The organism is Arsukibacterium sp. UBA5043, assembly GCA_002415085.1.
Taxonomy (GTDB): Bacteria; Pseudomonadota; Gammaproteobacteria; order Enterobacterales; family Alteromonadaceae; genus Alishewanella.
Map to the genome: position 1 here is coordinate 359,300 of DIBV01000017.1, position 20,002 is coordinate 379,301.

The following is a 20,002-nucleotide window of genomic DNA, read 5'->3' on the forward strand; positions in this document are numbered from 1 at the left end:
TGTCCTTTAACATTAACTACTTTGTCCTAACCGTTCCAACTGATAACTACTATCCAACACCGCCTGCCACCAGGCTCTATTATCCAGATACCACTGCACAGTTTTACGCAGGCCGGTCTCAAAAGTTTCTGCAGGCTTCCAGCCTAATTCGCGTTCTATCTTACTGGCATCGATTGCATAACGTAAGTCATGGCCTGGGCGATCCTGCACGAAAGTAATAAGGCTTTCGTAGTTTTGAATATTGAGAGATGTGTTTTTAATAGGAGCAAGTTCTTCCAAAATGGAGCAGATGGTTTTAACGACGTCTAAATTCTGTTTTTCATTGTGGCCACCGATGTTATAGGTTTCACCTACTTTACCTTCGGTTACTACCCTGTATAAAGCCTGGGCATGATCTTCAACATATAGCCAGTCACGGATTTGATTTCCTTTACCGTACACTGGTAATGGCTTACCGGCTAAAGCATTTAAAATGATCAGCGGTATCAACTTTTCAGGGAAATGGCACGGGCCGTAGTTATTCGAGCAGTTGGTTACTACAACCGGCAGGCCATAAGTACGATGCCAGGCACGGACTAAATGATCACTACTGGCTTTACTAGCTGAATAGGGGCTGCTAGGTGCGTAAGGTGTGTTTTCGGTGAAGAAGTCATCGGTGCCATGTAAATCACCATATACTTCGTCGGTCGAAATATGGTGAAATCGAAACGCAGTTTTACGTGCTGATGGTAAATCATTCCAATAGTTACGTGCAGCTTCCAGTAATGTGTAAGTACCAACAATGTTTGTTTCGATAAAGGCTGCCGGCCCATCAATTGAGCGGTCAACATGGCTTTCAGCCGCTAAATGCATTACGGCATCTGGTTGATGTTTTGTAAATAGCACCTGCATCGCTTCAGCGTCGCAAACATCGGCCTGTTCGAAAGTATAGCGCTCACTTCCGCTTACAGCAGCTACTGAATTAAGATTGCCTGCGTATGTAAGTTTGTCTACATTAACCACTCTGTCTGCGGTATCATCAATAATGTGGCGAACGACAGCCGACCCTATAAAGCCTGCACCACCTGTAACCATTATCTTCATCAGTTAGCCTGTTCTAAAAATTAAAAAATTACTTTGATTCAAATGCAATAAATATTTGTTAAACCTTATCACTATGGGTATGTACATATTTTTTGCTAAAAAATAACCGAATCAGAAAAACTATTAAAATTGATAAGAAAAAGCCCAATATGGTCATAGAAAATACCACTAAAGATCTTCTGGGCTTAGACTTTCTCTCTGCCACCACAGCAGGATCAATTGTTTTAAAAATGTACTCATCTCTTACATTAGCCAACATCAAAGTTTTGGTTTGCTCTTCAATTAAAGAAAAGAGCATGGTACGTACATCAGCGATGTTAGTCTGATTGATTTGGTCAGTTAAGTAGTCAATACTTTTTTTAGCTTCAATTAACTCACGACTACGCATCTCATCGTTTATTGTTTTAACTAACTTATCTACCCATATCTTTGCGAGATAAGGGGAATAATGTTCCATAGTAACTTTAACCATGCCGGTCGTTTTATCTTGTGAGACTGAGAATAACTTTTTAAATTCATCAAATGTCTCTAGCACACTTGGCTTAGGCTGAAACGGTGCATTGACCTCACGAACCCATTCTTTAGTCTCAGTGTTATAGATTTCCGGGTCAATAACCAGACTGTTCTCATTCCTGCTCCAGCCTTCAGCAGCCATAACCGGAAGATATAAATCATGTTTTTCAATAAACCGACCTATGAAATCACGTGACTTTAAAATTTCAATTGCAAGGCCCGTTTTATCAGCACCGCCACCTCCAAGATTAACCCCCGCTAGCGCGGCTAATCCGCCTAACTGGCCTGGAATTTTAAGGCCGGCATCTTCAGATACCGGTGCCAGCAATGCCTCACTTTTATAAATATTGGGTAAGCTGAGTGCATAAAACACCGCTGCTACGGCAAATACAAAGGTGGTGGCGATAATAATCCATTTACCTTGCCAAATGGCCCGGAACAGCTCGCGCAAATCGATTTCATCGTCAGCAGCTTGCTGCTGTGGTAATACTTGTTCAGTCATAGAAACCCTTAGAACGAATTAAGCGCGGCAATGGCGACTGCGGTTTGATAGAAAATTTGAGTAACCTCGGCCCACATGCTTAAGCTGTCTTTATATTCGGTATCCAGCGGTGCAATAATGGTATCTCCCGGCTGCAAACGGGTGCTGGACACGGCAAACCAGCTACTTTGCGGCACCACCACTGAACCATCGGCGCGAATAACATAGACACGCTCTTCGTCGGCACGCTTACGCAAACCACCAGCAAGTTTCAAGTAATCATTAAGGGACATTGCCGGGTCGAAGCGATGGCTACTGGGATGCTGCACCTCACCAAGAATGGCTACGGTATTATTAATACGTGGAATAGATAACATATCACCATCCTGCACCCGGATACTGTGATGCGGATTGCCGGCAATTATGCTGTCTAAGTCAATTACCAACCTGCCAACCGGCTTTTGTTGCTCTAACTCGCTAAGCATTGCGCTTGCATCAGCTACCGGCAATGCTGGTCCTTCGGCAGTAAGGGCTTTAGCCGCAATATCAGCCCGTAGCTGACTAATCAGCTTTGCCATTTGCTGGCTTTCAGTTTCCTGAATAACTTCCCGGGTAAATACCGCACCCCGGCTAAAGGCGTTAGCTGTTAAGCCGCCAGCGCGCTCTATAACGTCGGCCAGGCTTTCGTTTTGCTGAATAGTATAGACACCCGGAAAACGCACTTCACCGCGCAAACTTATGCTACGGGTAAAATTCCAGTCTGGCGTTTCAAATACGGTTAATGTGTCACGACTGGTCAGCTCAGGGTTGTAATCACCAGAGAAAACCGCATTAAGATTCAGCGCGATATGACTTGTTTCAACCGCACTAAGCGTTTCATTATATTCTGCGCGGGTAAGCTCTGCCCGGTTAGCAAACGCCGATTGCGCCAAGCCGCCGGCAGCGATGATTAAATCACTTACCCTGCCATTTTTAGTCAGTGGATAGCTGCCTGCTACTTTAACATTGCCGGCCACATTAACAATTTGTGGCTGCAAGTTATACCGTGCCTGTTGCTCCAGTTTGGTCATAACAGGCACCAATAACTCAGTACGGGTTAAGTGCGCCGTGTAAGGCAACAAGCGGCTGTCGAACATATACTGCTGTTTAACCCGGTTAAGATGATATTCAATTTGCTGGGCCTGTTCGACGGTGAAAAAACCAAAGTCGGTTTCTTGTAATACCAGCGCTGCCGGCTCATCGATACTTTGCACGGTAAGTTTTTCCAGCTCAGTAAATAGGTGCTTACGCTGATAACTGCCATCGCCATGCGGAAACACTAAAAGCATATCGCGCGCCTGCAAGGTTAAGTTACTGGCGCTAGCCGGCTCGGTTATTGCCTGACCTAAATTAAACTGAATAACCTCGATATCACCGGCGTTACTGCGCTCCCGGACAATAAGGGCGTAATCTAAATCGGCTACCATATGCACACCAGACCATAAGGTGGGTAATACATCTGCCACCTTTAATCCCGGCTGCCAGGCAAACTGGCCGGGGCGGATCACGGCCCCGGCGACGGTAATGCTGTTTTCAACCCGGGGGGAGGTAGCGGCGATAGTTAATACATCGCCATTTTTAGCCGGAGTAGCAGCATCAGCTGAACTGGTCAGGTTCAAGCTTAATAAATCGCGCATATTGTCTTTATTAAAACGTTGTAATACCGCATTGCGTGGATAAGCACCGGCTTTGCTGCCGCCAGCCATTTGCAACACATCGGCCAGGGTTTCATTACCTTTAAGCTCATAAATTGCCGGCCGTTGCACTTCACCTTTTACTTCAACTAATGCTTTAACCGGTTCGACAAATACCACGTCGCCATGCTGCAGATTGACATCGGTGATGGCATTGCCTTTTAGTAATAATTCATACAAATCAACGTTAGCCAGGGTTTTACCACCGCGGTTCACTTTGATGTGCCGCAAGCTGCCGATATCGGATACACCGCCGGCCACAAAGAGGGCCTGGGTAACGGTAGTCATCGCAGATACCGCATAAGCACCGGGCTGCTTCGCTTCACCGGCGATAATAATATTAATAGTACGCAACTGGCCCATGCTAACCGTTGCGTTGACACCAATTTTTGCGTTTTGCACCCGCTCGACAATCAGCTGGCGCGCTTCATTAAAGCGTAAGCCGCTGACATTAACGGTGCCAATTTCCGGCAAGCTGATACTGCCGTCACGATTAACCGTTAATTCATAACTGGTGTTCTCTTTACCAAACAACTGCAATTCCAGGCTGTCATCCGGGCCTAAAATGTAACTGTCTGGCACTGGTACATTGGTAACAGGGGCAAAGGTACTGACTTCACTGTTAAACAGCTTTAAACCAAAACGTTCTAATTGATTGTCAGGTTTTGTATTGCGATCGAGTGAGTTGCGTTCAGCCTGCCCTTCACGGTCTGGCTGGCGCAATTGCTGCTCCAACGGTTTAACCGGCTCAGACTCACTGGTATTTGCTTGGTTGGCTGTGCCAGCCATGCTCGGCAAATCGTATCCATATTGTTTGGCTAAACGTTCCTGCTCTGCCCGCGGCAGTTTTTGAAACTGCTCTATCATTGCCGGCGAGATCGCCTGAGCGGAAGCCATAGCAGTGGTTAACCCTAAGGTTAAAGCCAGAAAACTAAGTTGGACAAATCTAAGCACCCGGAAACTCCGTTTTTAATAAGTATTTCATTAACAGCAGCGGCGCTGCTTATTACTGGTTTAGCTTCAGACACGCTACCGCCATTAGGTTACAGCACCCTAAAGGCTGATGACACGACGACTTGTCTGATGACGCTTAAAAAGTTGCGGAATTCTACCTTTTTAAGCGACATTAATCGAACACTATTAACAGTTATTGACTGCCATTAACTCTTATCTGGCTGGCTTTTGCTTATCTGCTGGTTATCCATGGCGGTTTTTACCCACTGCCCCAACAGGTTAAGTAACACGATACTGCGCTTATCACCATCGGCCAGCTGATACACTGCCTGAATACCGCTGAACGGGCCATTAAGCACGGTAAGTTCATCACCGGGTTTAAACGGCTGGTTCTGATCTTCCTGTTGCTGCTGCGCCATTTGCTGCTGGCTTAATGTGGTAATAAGAGAGTTCGGCACCTGAGCCAGTTGCTGACCAAACCGGACAAAATCAGTGACACCGCGGGTACTGCGAATAGTGCTGAGATTAAGTTGTTCGCTGCTTATTTGCAGAAACAAGTAACGCGGAAACATCGGCTCGGTAACTTTAACCTGCTTGCCGGCTTTGAGCTTATTAACCGTAAGCACCGGCACAAAGCTGCTGAACCCCTGATTAGCCAGATGCTGTTGCGCCCGTTGTTCTTGCCGCGGCTTACAGTACAGTAAATACCAGCAGTTTTGTTTCAAATTACCAGCAACCATGTTACCAGCGCCGCTCCCAGCGTATGCCAACACCCTGAGTAAATTCAGCTTCAGCTGCACTTAGGGTATCACGGTTTAACTGAGCGTCGATGGTAAGTAAACCATCAAAAAAGGGTGTTTGATAACCGGCAGCCAACTGGCTGCGTTTAGTTAATGGTATCTCAGACACTAACGCCGTGTTTTCACTATAACTGGCCTGACTGAGATTGGCATAAAAGCTACTGCCATCCCGATAATGTAATTCCAGCCCGGTTAACCAGCGTGTAGCAGCCTGACCAAAAATATTATTGTGTTGCAGGCTTTGCCACTGCTGCATATCATCCGCATTATATTTATATTCCGCTACCAGCATCGCCTGAACCGTTGAATTAGCAATTAAATACTCGCTGCCAGCTAACCATCCCAGCGAGCTATTATTCTGAGTTAGCTCGCCATAGGCAGCCAGATTGGGGTTTATGCTATAGCGGCTGTCGATACTGAAACTAGTTATTCTGCTATCAGGAAACTGGTAAACCGGGCTGAATTGCTGCTGCGCCGGCACAACATTATTTACGGTATGCAGCTGTGAGCCACTAATACCAAATTCGAGCTGACTGTATGGTTTAATATTTACTCTGGCAGCCACCACCTTGGCATGGCGCAGCAGGGCGCTGCCGGGTTGCTCGGCCAGAACCAGTTGCATATTAACCGCACCCAGAGGTTCCAGCATGGCTAACAACGGCTCACTACTATTTAAACGGCTTAGTTGCAGTGCCTTTAGTGGCCGACCGTTATTACTGAAGTTAGCACTACTATCGTAACCCGGCCCCCACCACAGCTGCTGCTGCGCGGCACTTAATACCCAATTACCCACAGTATAGGCGGCATAGCTGCCATCCCAGCTACTATTGGCCTGATAGCCGTTGTCATAGTGGTTGTCTGTTGCAAACTGTTTATTAATTCCCACGGCCCAGTTTTTACCAATAAACTCGGTGCTGAAATTCACTTCAGCCTGATGCTGGTAGTGGCGGCCAAAGCCGTTACTGTCGATAGCGTCGCTGCTGGTCGCAACACTGAACGACTTAACTGTGGGCTGTCTGGCAAAATCGGCTGCTGACACTACCCGCAAATACGCAAACAATTGACTGTCGTTCATGCTGGCGGTATTAATGTTGGCTAAGTCGCTCAGCAGCGGCTGCCACATTAACGGGTAGGTATTAATGGGTGCATGCAGATAGCCACCGTCTGCCAGAATTTTTAAACTGCTGCGTAAATACCTGTCCTCGGTATCAACCCAGGGAGCCGCCTGACTGATAAAGGCCACTGCACTGAAACATACTGCAAAAAAATAACCTGGTATCCGCATTGATAGATGACATCCTGTGCGCTGAAAGCCTTTAGAAACGGCGTGGATGGTAGCAGACCGCTATTATTGTGACAAGCAATTAGCTTTGGAGGCAGTATGCCTGTACGGTTTTTACTAAACCGCTGTGTAAACTCTCAGTCGGCTGCCAGCCAAGTTCAGCATGTAATTTATTGCAATTAATAGCATAGCGTTGGTCATGCCCCGGCCGGTCGGCTACAAAACGCATAAATTGGCGGTAACTCTGGCCTTTGGTTAATTTACAAAAGCCTGTTGGCGCCAGCTCATCTAAGATATCGCACAGTTTATGCACCAGCGCCAGGTTGGTTGTCTCATTCAAGCCGCCTATATTGTAACTCTCACCAATTCGGCCATGATTAAGCACCAGATAAAGTGCAGCTGCGTGATCTTCTACATATAACCAGTCGCGGATTTGCTGGCCGTTGCCATAAATAGGTATTGGCTTGCCCGCTAGGGCATTGTGAATCGTTTTCGGGATCAGTTTTTCACGGTGCTGGCCCGGACCATAATTATTACTGCAATTGCTGATAACAACCGGCAAGCCATAGGTGCGATGCCAGGCCCGCACCAGATGATCTGAGCTGGCCTTACTGGCTGAATAGGGGCTGCTGGGCGCGTAGGGTGTGGTTTCGTTAAATGGCGGATCTTCAGAGCCTAAATCGCCATACACTTCGTCAGTTGAAATATGGTGAAACCTGAATGCTTGCTGCCCGGCGTCAGATAACGTTTGCCAATAGTGTCGTGCAGCTTCAAGCAGGGTGTACGTACCTACTACGTTGGTTTGAATAAACGTTGCCGGTGCGTTAATAGAGTTATCTACATGGGTTTCTGCCGCCAGATGCATAATGGCTGTGGGTGCAAAGCTGGCAAAGAGATTTTGCAGCAGGTTTGCGTCGCAAATGTCGCCCTGCACCATCGTCACTCTGGGGTCAGCGTTGAAGCGTTCGACCGCGGTTAAATTAGCCGCGTAGGTGAGCTTATCCAGCACCAGCAACTGATGTTCCGTATGCTCAAGCAAAAAGTTAACCAGCGCACAGCCAATAAATCCCGCCCCTCCGGTAATAACTACCCTAAAATCACTCTGACCCATTTAATTATTCACTCTGACCCTTTTTTAAGAATAACTTATTCACTCTGACCCATTTTCTGCAGACAGATGGCGAGGCTATGTTGCCATGGCGGCATACTAAGGCCAAGTTGTTGCGTTAATTTCTCACTGGACAACCCACTGTACACCGGTCGCTTTGCCAGAGCGGGCCACTGGTTACTGCTTACTGCAGCGACAGCGATATCGCTGCCGGTTAGGCTGACAATTTCCTGCGCCAGTTGATACCAGCTCGCCTGGCCCTGACCCGCGCAGTGCAGCAGCCTGGTTTTGGCAAAGCGTTCAGCAAAGTTTGCTGCTGTTACCAGCTCAATACACAGGGCTGCCAGATGACAAGCGTAGGTTGGGCTACCTATTTGGTCATTGACCACCTGCAACGGTTTGCCCTGAGCGATCTGATTAACAATACTGCGGACAAAATTATGGCCAAATTCGCTATACAGCCAGCTGGTTCGCAATATTAATCCGGCTGGAGCGATATCGAGCATTGCCTGTTCGCCGGCCAGTTTGCTTTTACCATACTGATTAAGCGGTGCCGGCATGTCTGTTTCGGTATAGGGTTTTGTTTGCTGGCCGTTAAAAACATAGTCGGTACTAAACTGCAGTAATGCTGCGCCGCTGGCTCTGGCGAAGTCACTGAGCTCAGCCACCAACTTCTCGTTTAACTGCCAGGCAAGTGCTATTTGCTGCTCAGCCTTATCTACCGCGGTAAACGCACAGGTATTAATGATGATTGTTGGGGCATACTGCTTAAGGCAGCGATTCAGCGCAGCGCTATCGGTAACATCCAGCTTATGGCGCGGGATAAAATAAAACAACTGACGAACAGGTTGTGGCAACAAAGTTACCACTGCCTGAAATGCTTGTCCTAACTGGCCTGAGGCGCCCAGAACCAGGATCCGGTCAGTCATATAAATTTTCGGAATATCTAAAATGAACGGGTAATTCGCTTAGTAGCGGAAGCTGGCGGTCTTTTGCTGATAACAGCAGCTGAGCAGTGGGTAATAACCAATCAATGGCCAGTGCTGGATCAGCATAGTAAATACCGCAGTCATCGGCAGGGCTGTAATAATTATCAACTTTATATTGCAACAAAGCTTGCGGGCTTAGTGTCAGATAACCATGAGCAAAGCCGCGGGGGACGAATAGCTGCTGCGGTTTGTCTGCAGACAATTTGGTAAGCAGATGCTGGCCAAAAGTAGGGCTACCATGGCGAATATCAATAATTACATCCAGCACAGCGCCTTGCACTACCCTGACCAGCTTACTTTGGGCAAATGGCGGTTTCTGATAATGCAGCCCACGTACTACGCCTATTTTTGAAACCGCTTCGTTGTCCTGGATAAAACGCACGGGTTGGCCGGCGGCTTCATCCAGTTGTTCTTGCCGGTACATTTCACAGAACGCGCCACGCTCGTCGCGATGCGGTTGATATTCCAGCAATAGTGCGCCATCCAGGCTAAGTTTGCTAATCTTCATACACGTTATTATAGCTTCCTGTTATTCAAGCAGCTGCAGCAAATACTGGCCGTACTGAGTATTATCTATTGCTGCAGCCAACGCGGCTAATTTGTCTTTGTTGATATAACCTGACTCAAATGCTATTTCTTCTAAACATGCCACTTTTAAGCCCTGGCGCTTTTCGATAACTTCAATATAGGCTGATGCTGCCTGCAGGTTCTCGGGAGTACCGGTATCTAGCCAGGCAAAACCACGGCCCAGCATGGTTAATGCCAGGCGCTGCTGCATAAGATACTGCTGATTTAAGTCAGTTATCTCAAGTTCACCTCTTGCAGATGGCGTCAGCAAACGTGCTTTGGCAACAACATCGGCAGGATAAAAATACAGTCCGGTTACCGCATAGTGGCTTTTAGGTTGCGAAGGCTTTTCCGCTATCGAGACCACTTTACCTGAGCTATCTACCTCTGCTACGCCGTAGCGCTCGGGATTACTGACCCGGTAACCAAATATTGTCGCCCTATCCTGCTGAACAGCCGCTTTCGCCTGCTGCAATAACGCGCTAAAGCCGTGACCGACAAAAATATTGTCTCCCAGAACCAAACAAACGGCGCTGCCAGCGATAAAATCTTCAGCGAGCGTAAAGGCCTGAGCGATACCATCGGACGACGGTTGGATGCAGTAGCTAAAACAGACACCAAAATCACTGCCATCACCCAGCAGGCGCTTAAAGGCGGCTTGATCCTCTGCAGTGGTAATGATCAGAATGTCACGGATCCCAGCCAACATCAGCACTGATATCGGATAGTAGATCATCGGCTTATCGTAAATCGGCAGCAATTGCTTAGATACACCGCGTGTGATCGGATGCAAACGGCTGCCGGTACCGCCTGCTAACACTATACCTTTAACGCTGTTTTGTACCCTAGCCACGACCATGCTCGCCCCACACCAGAAATGCCCCTACAAAGCCGGCATCTTACCAAACTAAAAAGGGTCAGAGTGATTTTAAAAATTACTCTGACCCTTTTTTATTACCCCGCCGAATTTACTGCTATCTTTTATGTAACTTAAATTAACTTAATTTTAATATGCCACGTAGAAAGCGGTATCTGATAGCCAATATGCCCTACCATGTGGTGCAGCGGGGTCATAATCGTTGCAACTGTTTTTATGATGAAATTGATAAAGCCTGTTATCTATCGATATTAGAGACTTACCTGACAGCGTATCAGGTGCAGTTACACGCGTTTGTGTTGATGAGCAATCATGTTCATTTATTGCTGACTGCAGGCAAAGAGGGTGTTATTTCAAACGTAATTCAGAACCTGGGGCGTGATTATGTGCACTATTTTAATAAACGTTATCATCGGGTTGGTACCTTGTGGGATGGGCGCTTTAAGGATAGTCTGGTTGAAACTGATCAGTACTTTCTGACGTGTCAGCGTTACATTGAGTTAAATCCGGTTCGGGCGAAAATGGTGGCCCACCCGGCTGATTACCATTGGTCAAGTTATCATGCTAACGCCAGAGGTATAAAAATAAAGGTTATCACGCCGCATCAGGTCTATTTAAATTTGGCTGAAACGTCAGAAAAACGTTTGGAAAATTACCAAGCATTATTTGAGGGTGGCTTGCCGGATCATGACTTAGAGTCGATCCGCGATGCTATAAAGCACAGTTACCCTTTGGCAAATGAAAGTTATATTCAATACCTTACTACCAAGTACAACATGCGTTTTGGCAGGCGAAAAAAAGGTAGGCCAGAAAAAGGGTCAGAGTGAATAATTTATTCACTCTGACCCTTTTTTGAGATTGGTTATAGCCTTAAATCGGCGTCGGCGGCATCGAGCAGGTATTTCAGGTCGTATAAAATATGCTGAGGCTTCGCCAGGGCTTTGATGCCCGTTGCGCCCATAGCGCGGAACTGCTTATGGGCTACGGCGACGATAATGGCATCGTAGCTGCCAGCAGCTGGCGTGGCAATTGGCGTAATGCCGTACTCATGCTCGGCCTCTTTGCTATCAACCCAGGGATCGTATACATCGGCGGTGACACCGTATTCTTTTAGTTCGCTGATAATATCAATCACTTTGGTGTTGCGGATATCGGGGCAGTTTTCTTTGAAGGTTAGCCCCATCAGCAGTACTTTAGCACCAGCGACATGAATGCGTTTTTTGACCATGGCTTTGACCAGTTCACTAACCACATAGCGGCCCATGCTGTCGTTAATGCGCCGCCCCGCCAGTATCACTTCTGGATGATAACCTATTGATTGTGCTTTATGGGTTAAGTAGTAAGGGTCTACCCCGATACAGTGGCCACCAACCAAGCCTGGCCGAAATGGCAGGAAGTTCCATTTGGTGCCCGCCGCCAGCAATACTTCTTCGGTGTCGATATCCAGTTTATTGAAAATAACGGCCAGTTCATTGATTAACGCAATGTTGAGATCCCGCTGGGTATTTTCAATGACTTTGGCAGCTTCGGCTACTCTGATACTGCTGGCCATATAGGTACCGGCAGTAATAATGCTGGCATATAAGGCATCGACGGTTGCTGCGATAGCCGGTGTTGAACCGGACGTGACTTTTTTAATGGTCGTAACCCGATGCTCTTTGTCACCCGGGTTAATTCGCTCGGGGCTGTAACCGGCATAAAAATCAACATTGTATTTCAGGCCAGATACCCGCTCGATAACCGGGATGCAATCTTCTTCGGTCGCACCTGGATAAACCGTAGACTCGTAAATTACGATATCGCCCTGGCTTATCACTTTGCCCAGGGTTTCCGACGCTTTTATTAATGGGGTGAGATCGGGCCGGCGGTGCTCGTCGATAGGTGTGGGTACCGTAACAATATAAATATTGGCAGTTTTTAACTCATCCAGCTGATGGCTAAACTGCAGTTTAGACGCACTGGCCAGCTCTTCGCTGCTGACTTCTAACGTGTGATCGGTACCGTTTTGCAACTCGGCTACCCGGGCCTGGTTAATATCAAAACCCAGAGTCTGATAATGCTTTCCAAATTCTACCGCCAGTGGCAGGCCGACATAACCTAGACCAATAATAGCCAGTTTTGCATCTTTGAACGCTGTCATATCTTTCCTTTTGCCGTTATTTTGCTGGCTGGGCAATGTACCAGGGCATCGCCACGGCAATACCTTCGTTAATAGTATGGCTGGGTAAATAACCCAGCATCAAACGCGCTTTACTCACATCGGCCTGCGAGTGGCGTACATCACCCGGCCGAAAATCGGCATATTGCGGACAATGCGGGTAAGCAATACCGTTACTTGCTAATGCCGTTTGAATCGCCCGAAATAATTGGTTTAAGGTGGTTCTGTCACCTACCGCCACGTTAAATACTTCACTTTGTTCAATGTCGGCCAATGCTGCGCGCAAGTTAGCCTGTACCGCATTGGCGACAAAACAGAAATCACGGCTGGTTTCGCCATCGCCATTAATCACCACCTTGTCACCGGCGATCATTGCCGCAGTCCATTTAGGGATAACCGCGGCATAGGCGCCGGCAGGGTCCTGACGCGGCCCGAATACGTTAAAGTAGCGCAAACCAATACTATGAAAACCATAGCTGCGACTAAACACGTCAGCGTACAGTTCGTTGACATATTTGGTAACTGCATAAGGTGACAAGGGCTTACCAATATTGGCTTCTATTTTAGGTAGTGCCGGATGATCGCCATAAGTTGAGCTGGACGCCGCATACACGAAGCGTTTTACACCGGCGTCACGGGCGGCGACCAGCATATTCAGAAAGCCGCTGATATTAACATTATTAGTGGTAACCGGATCGGCCAGAGAACGAGGTACAGAGCCAAGCGCTGCCTGATGCAGCACATAGTCAACGCCATTTACTGCCTGCTGGCAATCCGCGACGTTGCGAATATCGCCTTCAATAAAACTAAACCGCTGCCACTGCTCAGCACTTACCAGGCCTTGCACTTCATCTAAATTACGCTGATGGCCGGTAGCAAAGTTATCCAGACCGATAACCTGTTGATCTGCCTCCAGTAATGCCTGCAATAAATTAGAGCCAATAAAGCCCGCACAACCGGTTATCAGCCAGCGCGTGGCAGCAGAGCCAGGGGCTTTTTGTTTGATTATCTGACTAAAATCCATTTCGGTGTATCCTTCTCGCGGCTACTAGCCGTTTATCGCGTTATTAAGTAAAGCATAACATGGCTGGCTAACTGAGTTAAACCTCTGTTTAGACCGTTAAAATGTTATTTATCCGCAGCCATATGTTGCTTTATAGCACTAACAATTCGCTGACAGGCTTTACCGTCGCCATAAGGATTATGGGCAAAGCTCATGCCCTGATAGTAGTCGTTGTCAGTGAGTAACCGGCTCACCTGCTCAACAATTTTCTGCCGGCTTGTTCCAACCAGCTTAACGGTACCGGCACTAACCGCTTCCGGCCGCTCGGTGGTATCCCGCATCACCAGCACGGGCTTGCCCAGCGAAGGCGCTTCTTCCTGAATACCACCAGAATCTGTCAGCACTATCGTTGCTTTACTCATCAGGTAAACAAACGGCAGATAATCTTGCGGCGGGATCAAATGCACATTACTAACATCGCTGAGCAAACGATACACCGGCTCGCGGACATTGGGATTTAAATGCACCGGATAGACTATGTCGCAATCAGCAAAGGTTTTTGCAAGCTCAGCCAGGGCAGCACATATTTGTTCAAAGCCATCGCCAAAACTCTCCCGCCGGTGGCCGGTAACCAGAATTAAGCGCCGGCCATGCTGGCCATAAGGAAACTGCTTAGCAAAGGCACTGTTCAGTTTTTCATCCTGACCAATTTTATCCACTACCTGCAATAACGCATCAATAACGGTGTTGCCGGTAATCACAATGGTACTGGCAGCGACATTTTCAGCCAGCAAATTCGCTGCCGAGGTGTCAGTCGGAGCAAAATGCACACTGGTAATGGCGCCGGTTAGTTTCCGGTTGGCTTCTTCCGGCCACGGACTGTAGATATTGCCGGTGCGCAGCCCTGCTTCGACATGGCCAACGGCAATTTTTTCATAATAGCAGGCAAGCGCCGCGGCGAAGGTGGTGCTGGTATCACCATGCACCAGCACAATATCAGGCTGAAAATCACGTAGTACCGGTTTAATTTTCAGCAGAATGCTAGTGGTGACGTCATATAGATCCTGGCCGGATTTCATAATGGCCAGATCGTATTCGGGCTCAATAGCAAACAGGCTTAGTACCTGATCCAGCATCTCGCGGTGCTGGCCAGTGACACATACCCGGCTTTCAATTTCGCTATCGTCTTTTAGCAAATTGACCAGCGGCGCCATTTTAATTGCTTCGGGACGGGTGCCGAAAACACTGAGTACTTTAATCATAGCAATCCTTTGTAAATCCGTTTAATTCACTCTGACCCCTTTTATTGCTTTTGATTTCAGCAAAAAGGGGTCAGAGTGATTTTAGTTATTGAAATTCGTCGAGGTAATCAAGTAGCTCGTCGTCCAGCTCTTCTTCTTTGGGCTGAGGCGGATTACCGTCGTAAATTTTAAATTCCTGGCGCTGATAATATGACTCTTTGACAAAGGCGTAAGGGTCTAATGAGTCTTCCAGCATTTGCTCCAGATTCATCAACTGCTCGCGGCTATCCAGTGCATTGATGGCAAAACGGGTTATGGTCAATGGCGTACTTAATAATGCCAGTGGAAAATATAAGCCATCTACCACGTCACCGGTGGTATCACGCAGCGTGGTTGGCCCACGGCCTGGTAACATTAAATAAGCACCATCACCGACACCCCATACTGCCAGGGTTTGGTTAAAGTCTTCGTCCGTTTGCGTCAGACCAATTTTTGAGGCGACATCGAATATGCCCAGCAAGCCAACGGTGGAATTGACCAAAAAGCGTCCGGCACTAATGGCTGCACGGCCTGGCTTAGCCTGTAATAAACCATTTAAAAAGCTGGCGGGTTCATCCAGGTTCTCCACCACGTTAATCAGGCCTTTTCGCGCTGGTTTGGGTACTACCGTCATATAGCCTACCGTAGCGGGCCGCAGCAGGTACTTATCCAGCACATCGTAGTTAAAATCCCATAGTGGCCGGTTTATCGACTCCAGCGGATCGCGCGGATCGGCATACGCCGGGGCTTCAGGCTCTGCTGCCTCGGCCGCCACTACGTATTCGTTTTCGGCAGGGTTTTGCTGCTGATTAACCGCTGAGCGGGGGTCTACCTTACTGGCACAGCCACTGAGCAATAGCATTAAACTCAGGGCTACTGCGGTTAACGATTGCAGTACCGGTAATCGAAAATTGTTGTTAAAAACTGCCATGTCAGGGTTCCAGAGTCAGCGCTACGCTGATTTTTGCATCGTTAAAAGTAAGGATATCAGATTCTACCTGCACATCGCCTGGCATTTGCTCTACAGTTCCAGCCTGTGACATGCGGGCTACCACTATTACCTGCTCTGCCTTGGCTAAGCTCCAGTCGGCCTGCATCGCCATTTTTTCGTCCAGCAGCAATTCTACTTCGCCACTGGGTAGCGGGATCCGTTGCACTGCCAGTGGCAAATTAGAGCCACCGACCGCCCGGGCGAATAAAAACAGACTGGCCTCAGGATTAGCCGCCGCCAGTTGCGGCGCTACTGTTAAGCGCACCCTGATTTGCCGGCCAATACTGGCAGTCGTATCCGCACCGAGCTCACTAAGCTTGCTAAGCACCAGCGGATACCTTGGATCATCTTGCTCCAGTTGCTCTGCCAATAAGCTCCAGGCTTTAATTGCTTCTGCTGTGTCGCCTTTGTCATGTGCTATTAACGCCATTAATGACATGGCATCGAGATTATCAGGTTCGGTTAACAGCACCCTGGCCACTGCGCGACCTGCCCGGCCCAGATTTTCATCGCCACCTACCACGATTAACGCCTGAGAGTAGTTCAACAGCAACGGAATGCGGTTAGGGCTAAGTGCCAATGACTTTTCAAACGCGTCGATCGCGTCTTCCATTAATCCTTGCGACATCCAGATCCGGCCAAGCAGCATCCAGGCCACAGCATCGTCGCCATCATCGGCCAGCTTGGTGCGCAGGGCTAAAGCAAATAGCCGTGTTTCATGTTCAGATAATGGCTCACCCTGGCTCAGCAGGGCGCGTTCACCGTAACTTGCCAATTCGGTTTTGGCTAACTGCCAGTCGGCCAGTTGCTGGTAATGGCCATTAAAACGATAGGTTAATGCCACTACCACTAACACCAGTACTATTAACGCCAGATGCCATAAAAACTGGTGTTTCGGCTGGCGAAAACTGACGGTTTGCTGCTGTTGCTGATTAAACTGTTGTTTTAACTCTGCCGCAGCGCTGGCAAAGTCGTTTTCAGCCAGTTCACCACTGTCGCGGGCCAGCGCCAGAAGTTGCAAGCGCTCTTCAAATAACTGCAATGGAGTCTGGTTATTGGCCGCACTGGCTTTACGGGGCCAGCTGATAATAATGGCGCTAAGTGCCAACATTAACAAGGCAACCAGAAGCAGAGGCCATAACGTCATTTCTTACTCCGGTATTGTTCAATTAGTTTATCCAGTTCAGCGTCCAGCGGGGCTGACACCGGCTGCTCTGCAATCTCTGCTGAGGACTCGTTAGCCTGCTGACGCCGGCGTTTTACCTGCAATGCAACCAGCGCCAGTAGCATTAACAATGGCGCCAGCCATAATAACAAGGTGTAACGATTAAGCGGTGGCTGATAATGGACAAAATTACCATAGCGGTTGATCATATAATCTAATACGTCATCGCGCTGACGGCCCTGTTTAATCATATCGTAGGTTTTCTGGCGCATGTCGACTGAGACAATCGCATTGGAATCGGCAATATTCTGGTTCTGGCACTGCGGGCAACGCAGCTCGGCCGTAAGCTGCTGATAGAGCTGACGCTGGGCTTCGTTGTCAAAACTCAGCACTTCTTCTGTTGCCTGTGCCGACATGGCAAACAATATCAGGGTAAGGAACTGCAGCAGAATTTTCATCACTCGGTGCTATCCTGTTGCCGCCATTTCTGATAAAGCGGTGCCAGTTTATTGCGCCATACCTGGGGATTGATATCGCCAATATGGTGCTCACGAACGATGCCGTTACTATCGACAATAAAGGTTTCAGGCGCACCGCTTACGCCTAGATCCAGAGATAAACTGCGATCAGCATCCAGTATATTAAACTGATAAGGGTTGCCACGCTGCTGCAATTTGTTACTGACATCGGCCTGTAACAGCGCTAAATCAAAGCTTTCACCTAGGAGTGGATCTGCCGGCAACACATAGTATAAACCAATAATTTTAACGCCCTGCTGCTTTAACTCTGTCATATAACTCAGCTCGGCGTTGCAGGTAGGACACCAGGTGCCCCACACATTCAGTAAAAACGTTTCGCCCCGCAGTTGCGCCGGCTGCCAGCGCTGTGCCGGCTGCATTAAATCGGGCAGGCTGAACGCCGGCAGCGGTTTATTAGTGGTAACCGACTCCCGCTCCATCGGATTGGAAAATAAGCCGCTTAGTAAAAATAAGGCCAGGGTCAGAAACAACACCAGGGGGAGATAAAACATCAGTTTACGCATTAGTGGCCTCCGAGTTACTCGCTGCAGTAAGTCTGCTGCTACCGCGGCGATAACGTTTATCGAGCAGCGCTACCAAAGCGCCAAGTGCCATTAACAAGCCACCGAGCCAAATCCAGCGCACAAAAGGCTTAACATATAAGCGCAGCGCCCAGGCATTGCCGGGTAACGCTTCGCCCAGCGACACATATAAATCGCGGCTTAATCTGGCATGCACTGCCGACTCGGTCATCACGGTACGTTGAATAGTGTAGAAGCGTTTTTCAGCATGCAACTGACTGATAAATTCGCCTTTACTATTATGCACGGCAATTTCTGCCGCTTCGCCGCCATAATTGGCGCCGTCTAACGGGTATACTTCCAGTAAGGTAAACTGATAACCGGCCAGACTGATGCTGTCGTTAATTTGCATCCGCACGTCGCGCTCAACGCTATAGGTTTTGGTCATGGCAACCCCAACCACCAACACAGCAAAACCAATATGGGCGATAGTCATGCCGTAGTGGCTGGCGTGTAGTTTAAACGCACCTTTGGTTACCGAGCCAAACTGGCTAAGCCGCTGATATAGCTCATACAATGCTGACACCCCTACCCAGGCGCCCAGCAGCAGGCCGAGCAGCGCTAAATTAGCCTGAATACTTTGCATCGCGGCCAGGGTACCCAGCGCCAGGGTCAGACTGGCCACCGCGATTAAGCTAAAAGGCCTGAGTAATGGCTTAACCGGTTGTTGTTTCCAGCGTACCCAGGGCCCCAGCCCCAGCAATAAAGCAAACGGAATAGTCAGATAGTAAAACATCTGGTTAAAGAACGGTTCACCAATCGAAATGGTGCCCAGCCCCAGCTCTTTATGAAACAACGGAAACAGTGTGCCTAAAAACACTACCAGAGTGGCAGTTAACAAAAAGACATTGTTGCCCCATAGCATCACTTCACGCGAAAACAGCTGATAGCGGGCCTGACTGCGTACCGAATTCATCCGGCTGGCATATAACGCCAGCGAGCCACCAATCACCAGCAGCAAAAATATCAGTAAGAAGATACCCCGATCCGGATCCGCAGCAAACGAGTGCACCGATACCAGCACGCCGGAGCGGACTAAAAATGCCCCGACCAGGCTTAATGAAAAGGCACCTAATGCCAGCAATACTGTCCAGGATTTAAAGGTACCGCGCTTTTCAGTCACCGCCAGGCTGTGTAACAACGCAGTACCCACCAGCCAGGGCAGGAAGGAGGCGTTTTCAACCGGGTCCCAGAACCACCAGCCGCCCCAGCCCAATTCGTGGTAAGCCCACCAGCTGCCAAACATGATGCCCAGCGTTAAAAATAACCAGGCTGCCAGCGTCCATGGCCGGGCCCAGCGCGCCCAGGTACTATCAAATTTACCACCCATTAAGGCAGCAATCGCAAAGGCAAACGACACTGCGAAGCCGACATAGCCCATATATAACAATGGCGGGTGAATGATCATGCCAAAATCCTGCAGCAGCGGATTTAAATCCATTCCCTCGACCGGGTAAAACGGCAAACTTCGGGCAAACGGATTAGACATAAACAACGAAAAAGCAATAAAACCAATATTGATAAGGCCCAGCACACCCAGGATCCGCCCTTGCATTAACAAGGGCAGGCCTTTGGAAAATACTGCCACCAGAGCCGTCCAGCCCGACAACATCAATATCCACAACAACATTGAGCCTTCGTGGGAGCCGAAACTGGCGGTAATTTTATAGTACCAGGGCAAAATAGAACTGGAATTGGTCGCGACATTGATCACGGTAAAATCACTGGTTAAGAACGCATGAACCAATGCCAGTTTGGCCAGCAAACAAAAAATAAACAAGCCAATGGCCAGTGGTTTGGCCTGCAACAGTGCCCGTTGGTTGGCGCTAAAACTGCCATATAATGGCACGGTTGCCAGCAGTACAGACAATGCCAGAGCAAAGGTCAGTGCCAGCTGGCCATATTCAGCTATCATCGCC

The 20,002-nt window shown here is 48.5% G+C and carries 18 protein-coding genes; 1 reads left to right on the forward strand and 17 read right to left on the reverse strand.

What is annotated here, in order from left to right; genetic code table 11:
• Nucleotides 1–12: 12 nt before the first annotated feature.
• The 9 genes from rfbB (B2Q61_RS15570) to rfbA form a co-directional block, all read right to left on the reverse strand.
• On the reverse strand, nt 13–1,083 hold the full coding sequence (gene rfbB, locus B2Q61_RS15570) for a dTDP-glucose 4,6-dehydratase (protein ID WP_349678767.1): 1,071 nt from the start codon (nt 1,081–1,083) through the stop codon (nt 13–15).
• A 58-nt stretch (nt 1,084–1,141) separates the two neighbouring features.
• Nucleotides 1,142–2,098 carry a Wzz/FepE/Etk N-terminal domain-containing protein gene (locus tag B2Q61_RS15575; RefSeq protein WP_290617427.1) on the reverse strand — a complete coding sequence of 319 codons (957 nt, stop codon included), beginning with the start codon at nt 2,096–2,098 and terminating at the stop codon, nt 1,142–1,144.
• 8 nt (nt 2,099–2,106) lie between these two features.
• Complete coding sequence (locus tag B2Q61_RS15580) at nt 2,107–4,764, reverse strand: SLBB domain-containing protein (RefSeq protein WP_290617429.1); 2,658 nt, start codon at nt 4,762–4,764, stop codon at nt 2,107–2,109.
• A 206-nt stretch (nt 4,765–4,970) separates the two neighbouring features.
• Nucleotides 4,971–5,504 carry a transcription/translation regulatory transformer protein RfaH gene (rfaH, locus tag B2Q61_RS15585; protein WP_290617431.1) on the reverse strand — a complete coding sequence of 178 codons (534 nt, stop codon included), beginning with the start codon at nt 5,502–5,504 and terminating at the stop codon, nt 4,971–4,973.
• Between the two features lies 1 nt (nt 5,505).
• Nucleotides 5,506–6,849 carry a capsule assembly Wzi family protein gene (locus B2Q61_RS15590; protein ID WP_290617433.1) on the reverse strand — a complete coding sequence of 448 codons (1,344 nt, stop codon included), beginning with the start codon at nt 6,847–6,849 and terminating at the stop codon, nt 5,506–5,508.
• 79 nt (nt 6,850–6,928) lie between these two features.
• On the reverse strand, nt 6,929–7,957 hold the full coding sequence (gene rfbB, locus B2Q61_RS15595; RefSeq protein WP_290617435.1) for a dTDP-glucose 4,6-dehydratase: 1,029 nt from the start codon (nt 7,955–7,957) through the stop codon (nt 6,929–6,931).
• 35 nt (nt 7,958–7,992) lie between these two features.
• Nucleotides 7,993–8,883: a dTDP-4-dehydrorhamnose reductase gene (gene rfbD, locus B2Q61_RS15600; protein WP_290617437.1), complete on the reverse strand. Its 891-nt coding sequence runs from the start codon at nt 8,881–8,883 to the stop codon at nt 7,993–7,995.
• Nucleotides 8,876–9,451 carry a dTDP-4-dehydrorhamnose 3,5-epimerase gene (gene rfbC, locus B2Q61_RS15605; RefSeq protein WP_290617439.1) on the reverse strand — a complete coding sequence of 192 codons (576 nt, stop codon included), beginning with the start codon at nt 9,449–9,451 and terminating at the stop codon, nt 8,876–8,878. The genes rfbD and rfbC overlap by 8 nt, the downstream gene beginning before the upstream one ends.
• A gap of 21 nt (nt 9,452–9,472) precedes the next feature.
• Nucleotides 9,473–10,369 carry a glucose-1-phosphate thymidylyltransferase RfbA gene (gene rfbA, locus B2Q61_RS15610; protein ID WP_290617441.1) on the reverse strand — a complete coding sequence of 299 codons (897 nt, stop codon included), beginning with the start codon at nt 10,367–10,369 and terminating at the stop codon, nt 9,473–9,475.
• A 152-nt stretch (nt 10,370–10,521) separates the two neighbouring features.
• Between rfbA and B2Q61_RS15615 the strand changes: the two genes are divergently transcribed.
• Nucleotides 10,522–11,214, forward strand: a complete 693-nt coding sequence (locus B2Q61_RS15615; protein ID WP_290617443.1) for a transposase — start codon at nt 10,522–10,524, stop codon at nt 11,212–11,214.
• A gap of 35 nt (nt 11,215–11,249) precedes the next feature.
• On the opposite strand, the gene tviB is transcribed toward B2Q61_RS15615, so the two are convergent.
• The 8 genes from tviB to B2Q61_RS15655 all read right to left on the reverse strand — a co-directional run bounded on the left by tviB (nt 11,250) and on the right by B2Q61_RS15655 (nt 19,998).
• Complete coding sequence (gene tviB / locus B2Q61_RS15620) at nt 11,250–12,527, reverse strand: Vi polysaccharide biosynthesis UDP-N-acetylglucosamine C-6 dehydrogenase TviB (RefSeq protein ID WP_290617445.1); 1,278 nt, start codon at nt 12,525–12,527, stop codon at nt 11,250–11,252.
• A gap of 16 nt (nt 12,528–12,543) precedes the next feature.
• Nucleotides 12,544–13,569, reverse strand: a complete 1,026-nt coding sequence (locus B2Q61_RS15625; RefSeq protein WP_290617447.1) for an SDR family oxidoreductase — start codon at nt 13,567–13,569, stop codon at nt 12,544–12,546.
• A 104-nt stretch (nt 13,570–13,673) separates the two neighbouring features.
• A complete protein-coding gene (wecB, locus tag B2Q61_RS15630) occupies nt 13,674–14,810 on the reverse strand; it encodes a non-hydrolyzing UDP-N-acetylglucosamine 2-epimerase (RefSeq protein ID WP_349678766.1) in 1,137 nt (378 codons plus the stop codon).
• Nucleotides 14,811–14,895: 85 nt separating this feature from the next.
• Entirely contained in the window at nt 14,896–15,759 is an 864-nt protein-coding gene (locus B2Q61_RS15635) for an MlaA family lipoprotein (RefSeq protein ID WP_290617449.1), read from the reverse strand.
• 1 nt (nt 15,760) lies between these two features.
• On the reverse strand, nt 15,761–16,966 hold the full coding sequence (gene ccmI, locus B2Q61_RS15640) for a c-type cytochrome biogenesis protein CcmI (RefSeq protein ID WP_290617451.1): 1,206 nt from the start codon (nt 16,964–16,966) through the stop codon (nt 15,761–15,763).
• Nucleotides 16,963–17,442, reverse strand: coding sequence for a cytochrome c-type biogenesis protein (locus B2Q61_RS15645; protein WP_290618117.1), 480 nt, complete (start codon nt 17,440–17,442; stop codon nt 16,963–16,965). Before B2Q61_RS15645 ends, ccmI begins: the two co-directional genes overlap by 4 nt.
• Nucleotides 17,442–18,026, reverse strand: coding sequence for a redoxin family protein (locus tag B2Q61_RS15650; protein WP_290617453.1), 585 nt, complete (start codon nt 18,024–18,026; stop codon nt 17,442–17,444). Before B2Q61_RS15650 ends, B2Q61_RS15645 begins: the two co-directional genes overlap by 1 nt.
• Nucleotides 18,019–19,998, reverse strand: coding sequence for a heme lyase CcmF/NrfE family subunit (locus tag B2Q61_RS15655; protein ID WP_290617455.1), 1,980 nt, complete (start codon nt 19,996–19,998; stop codon nt 18,019–18,021). The genes B2Q61_RS15650 and B2Q61_RS15655 overlap by 8 nt, the downstream gene beginning before the upstream one ends.
• Between the last annotated feature and the right edge of the window lie 4 nt (nt 19,999–20,002).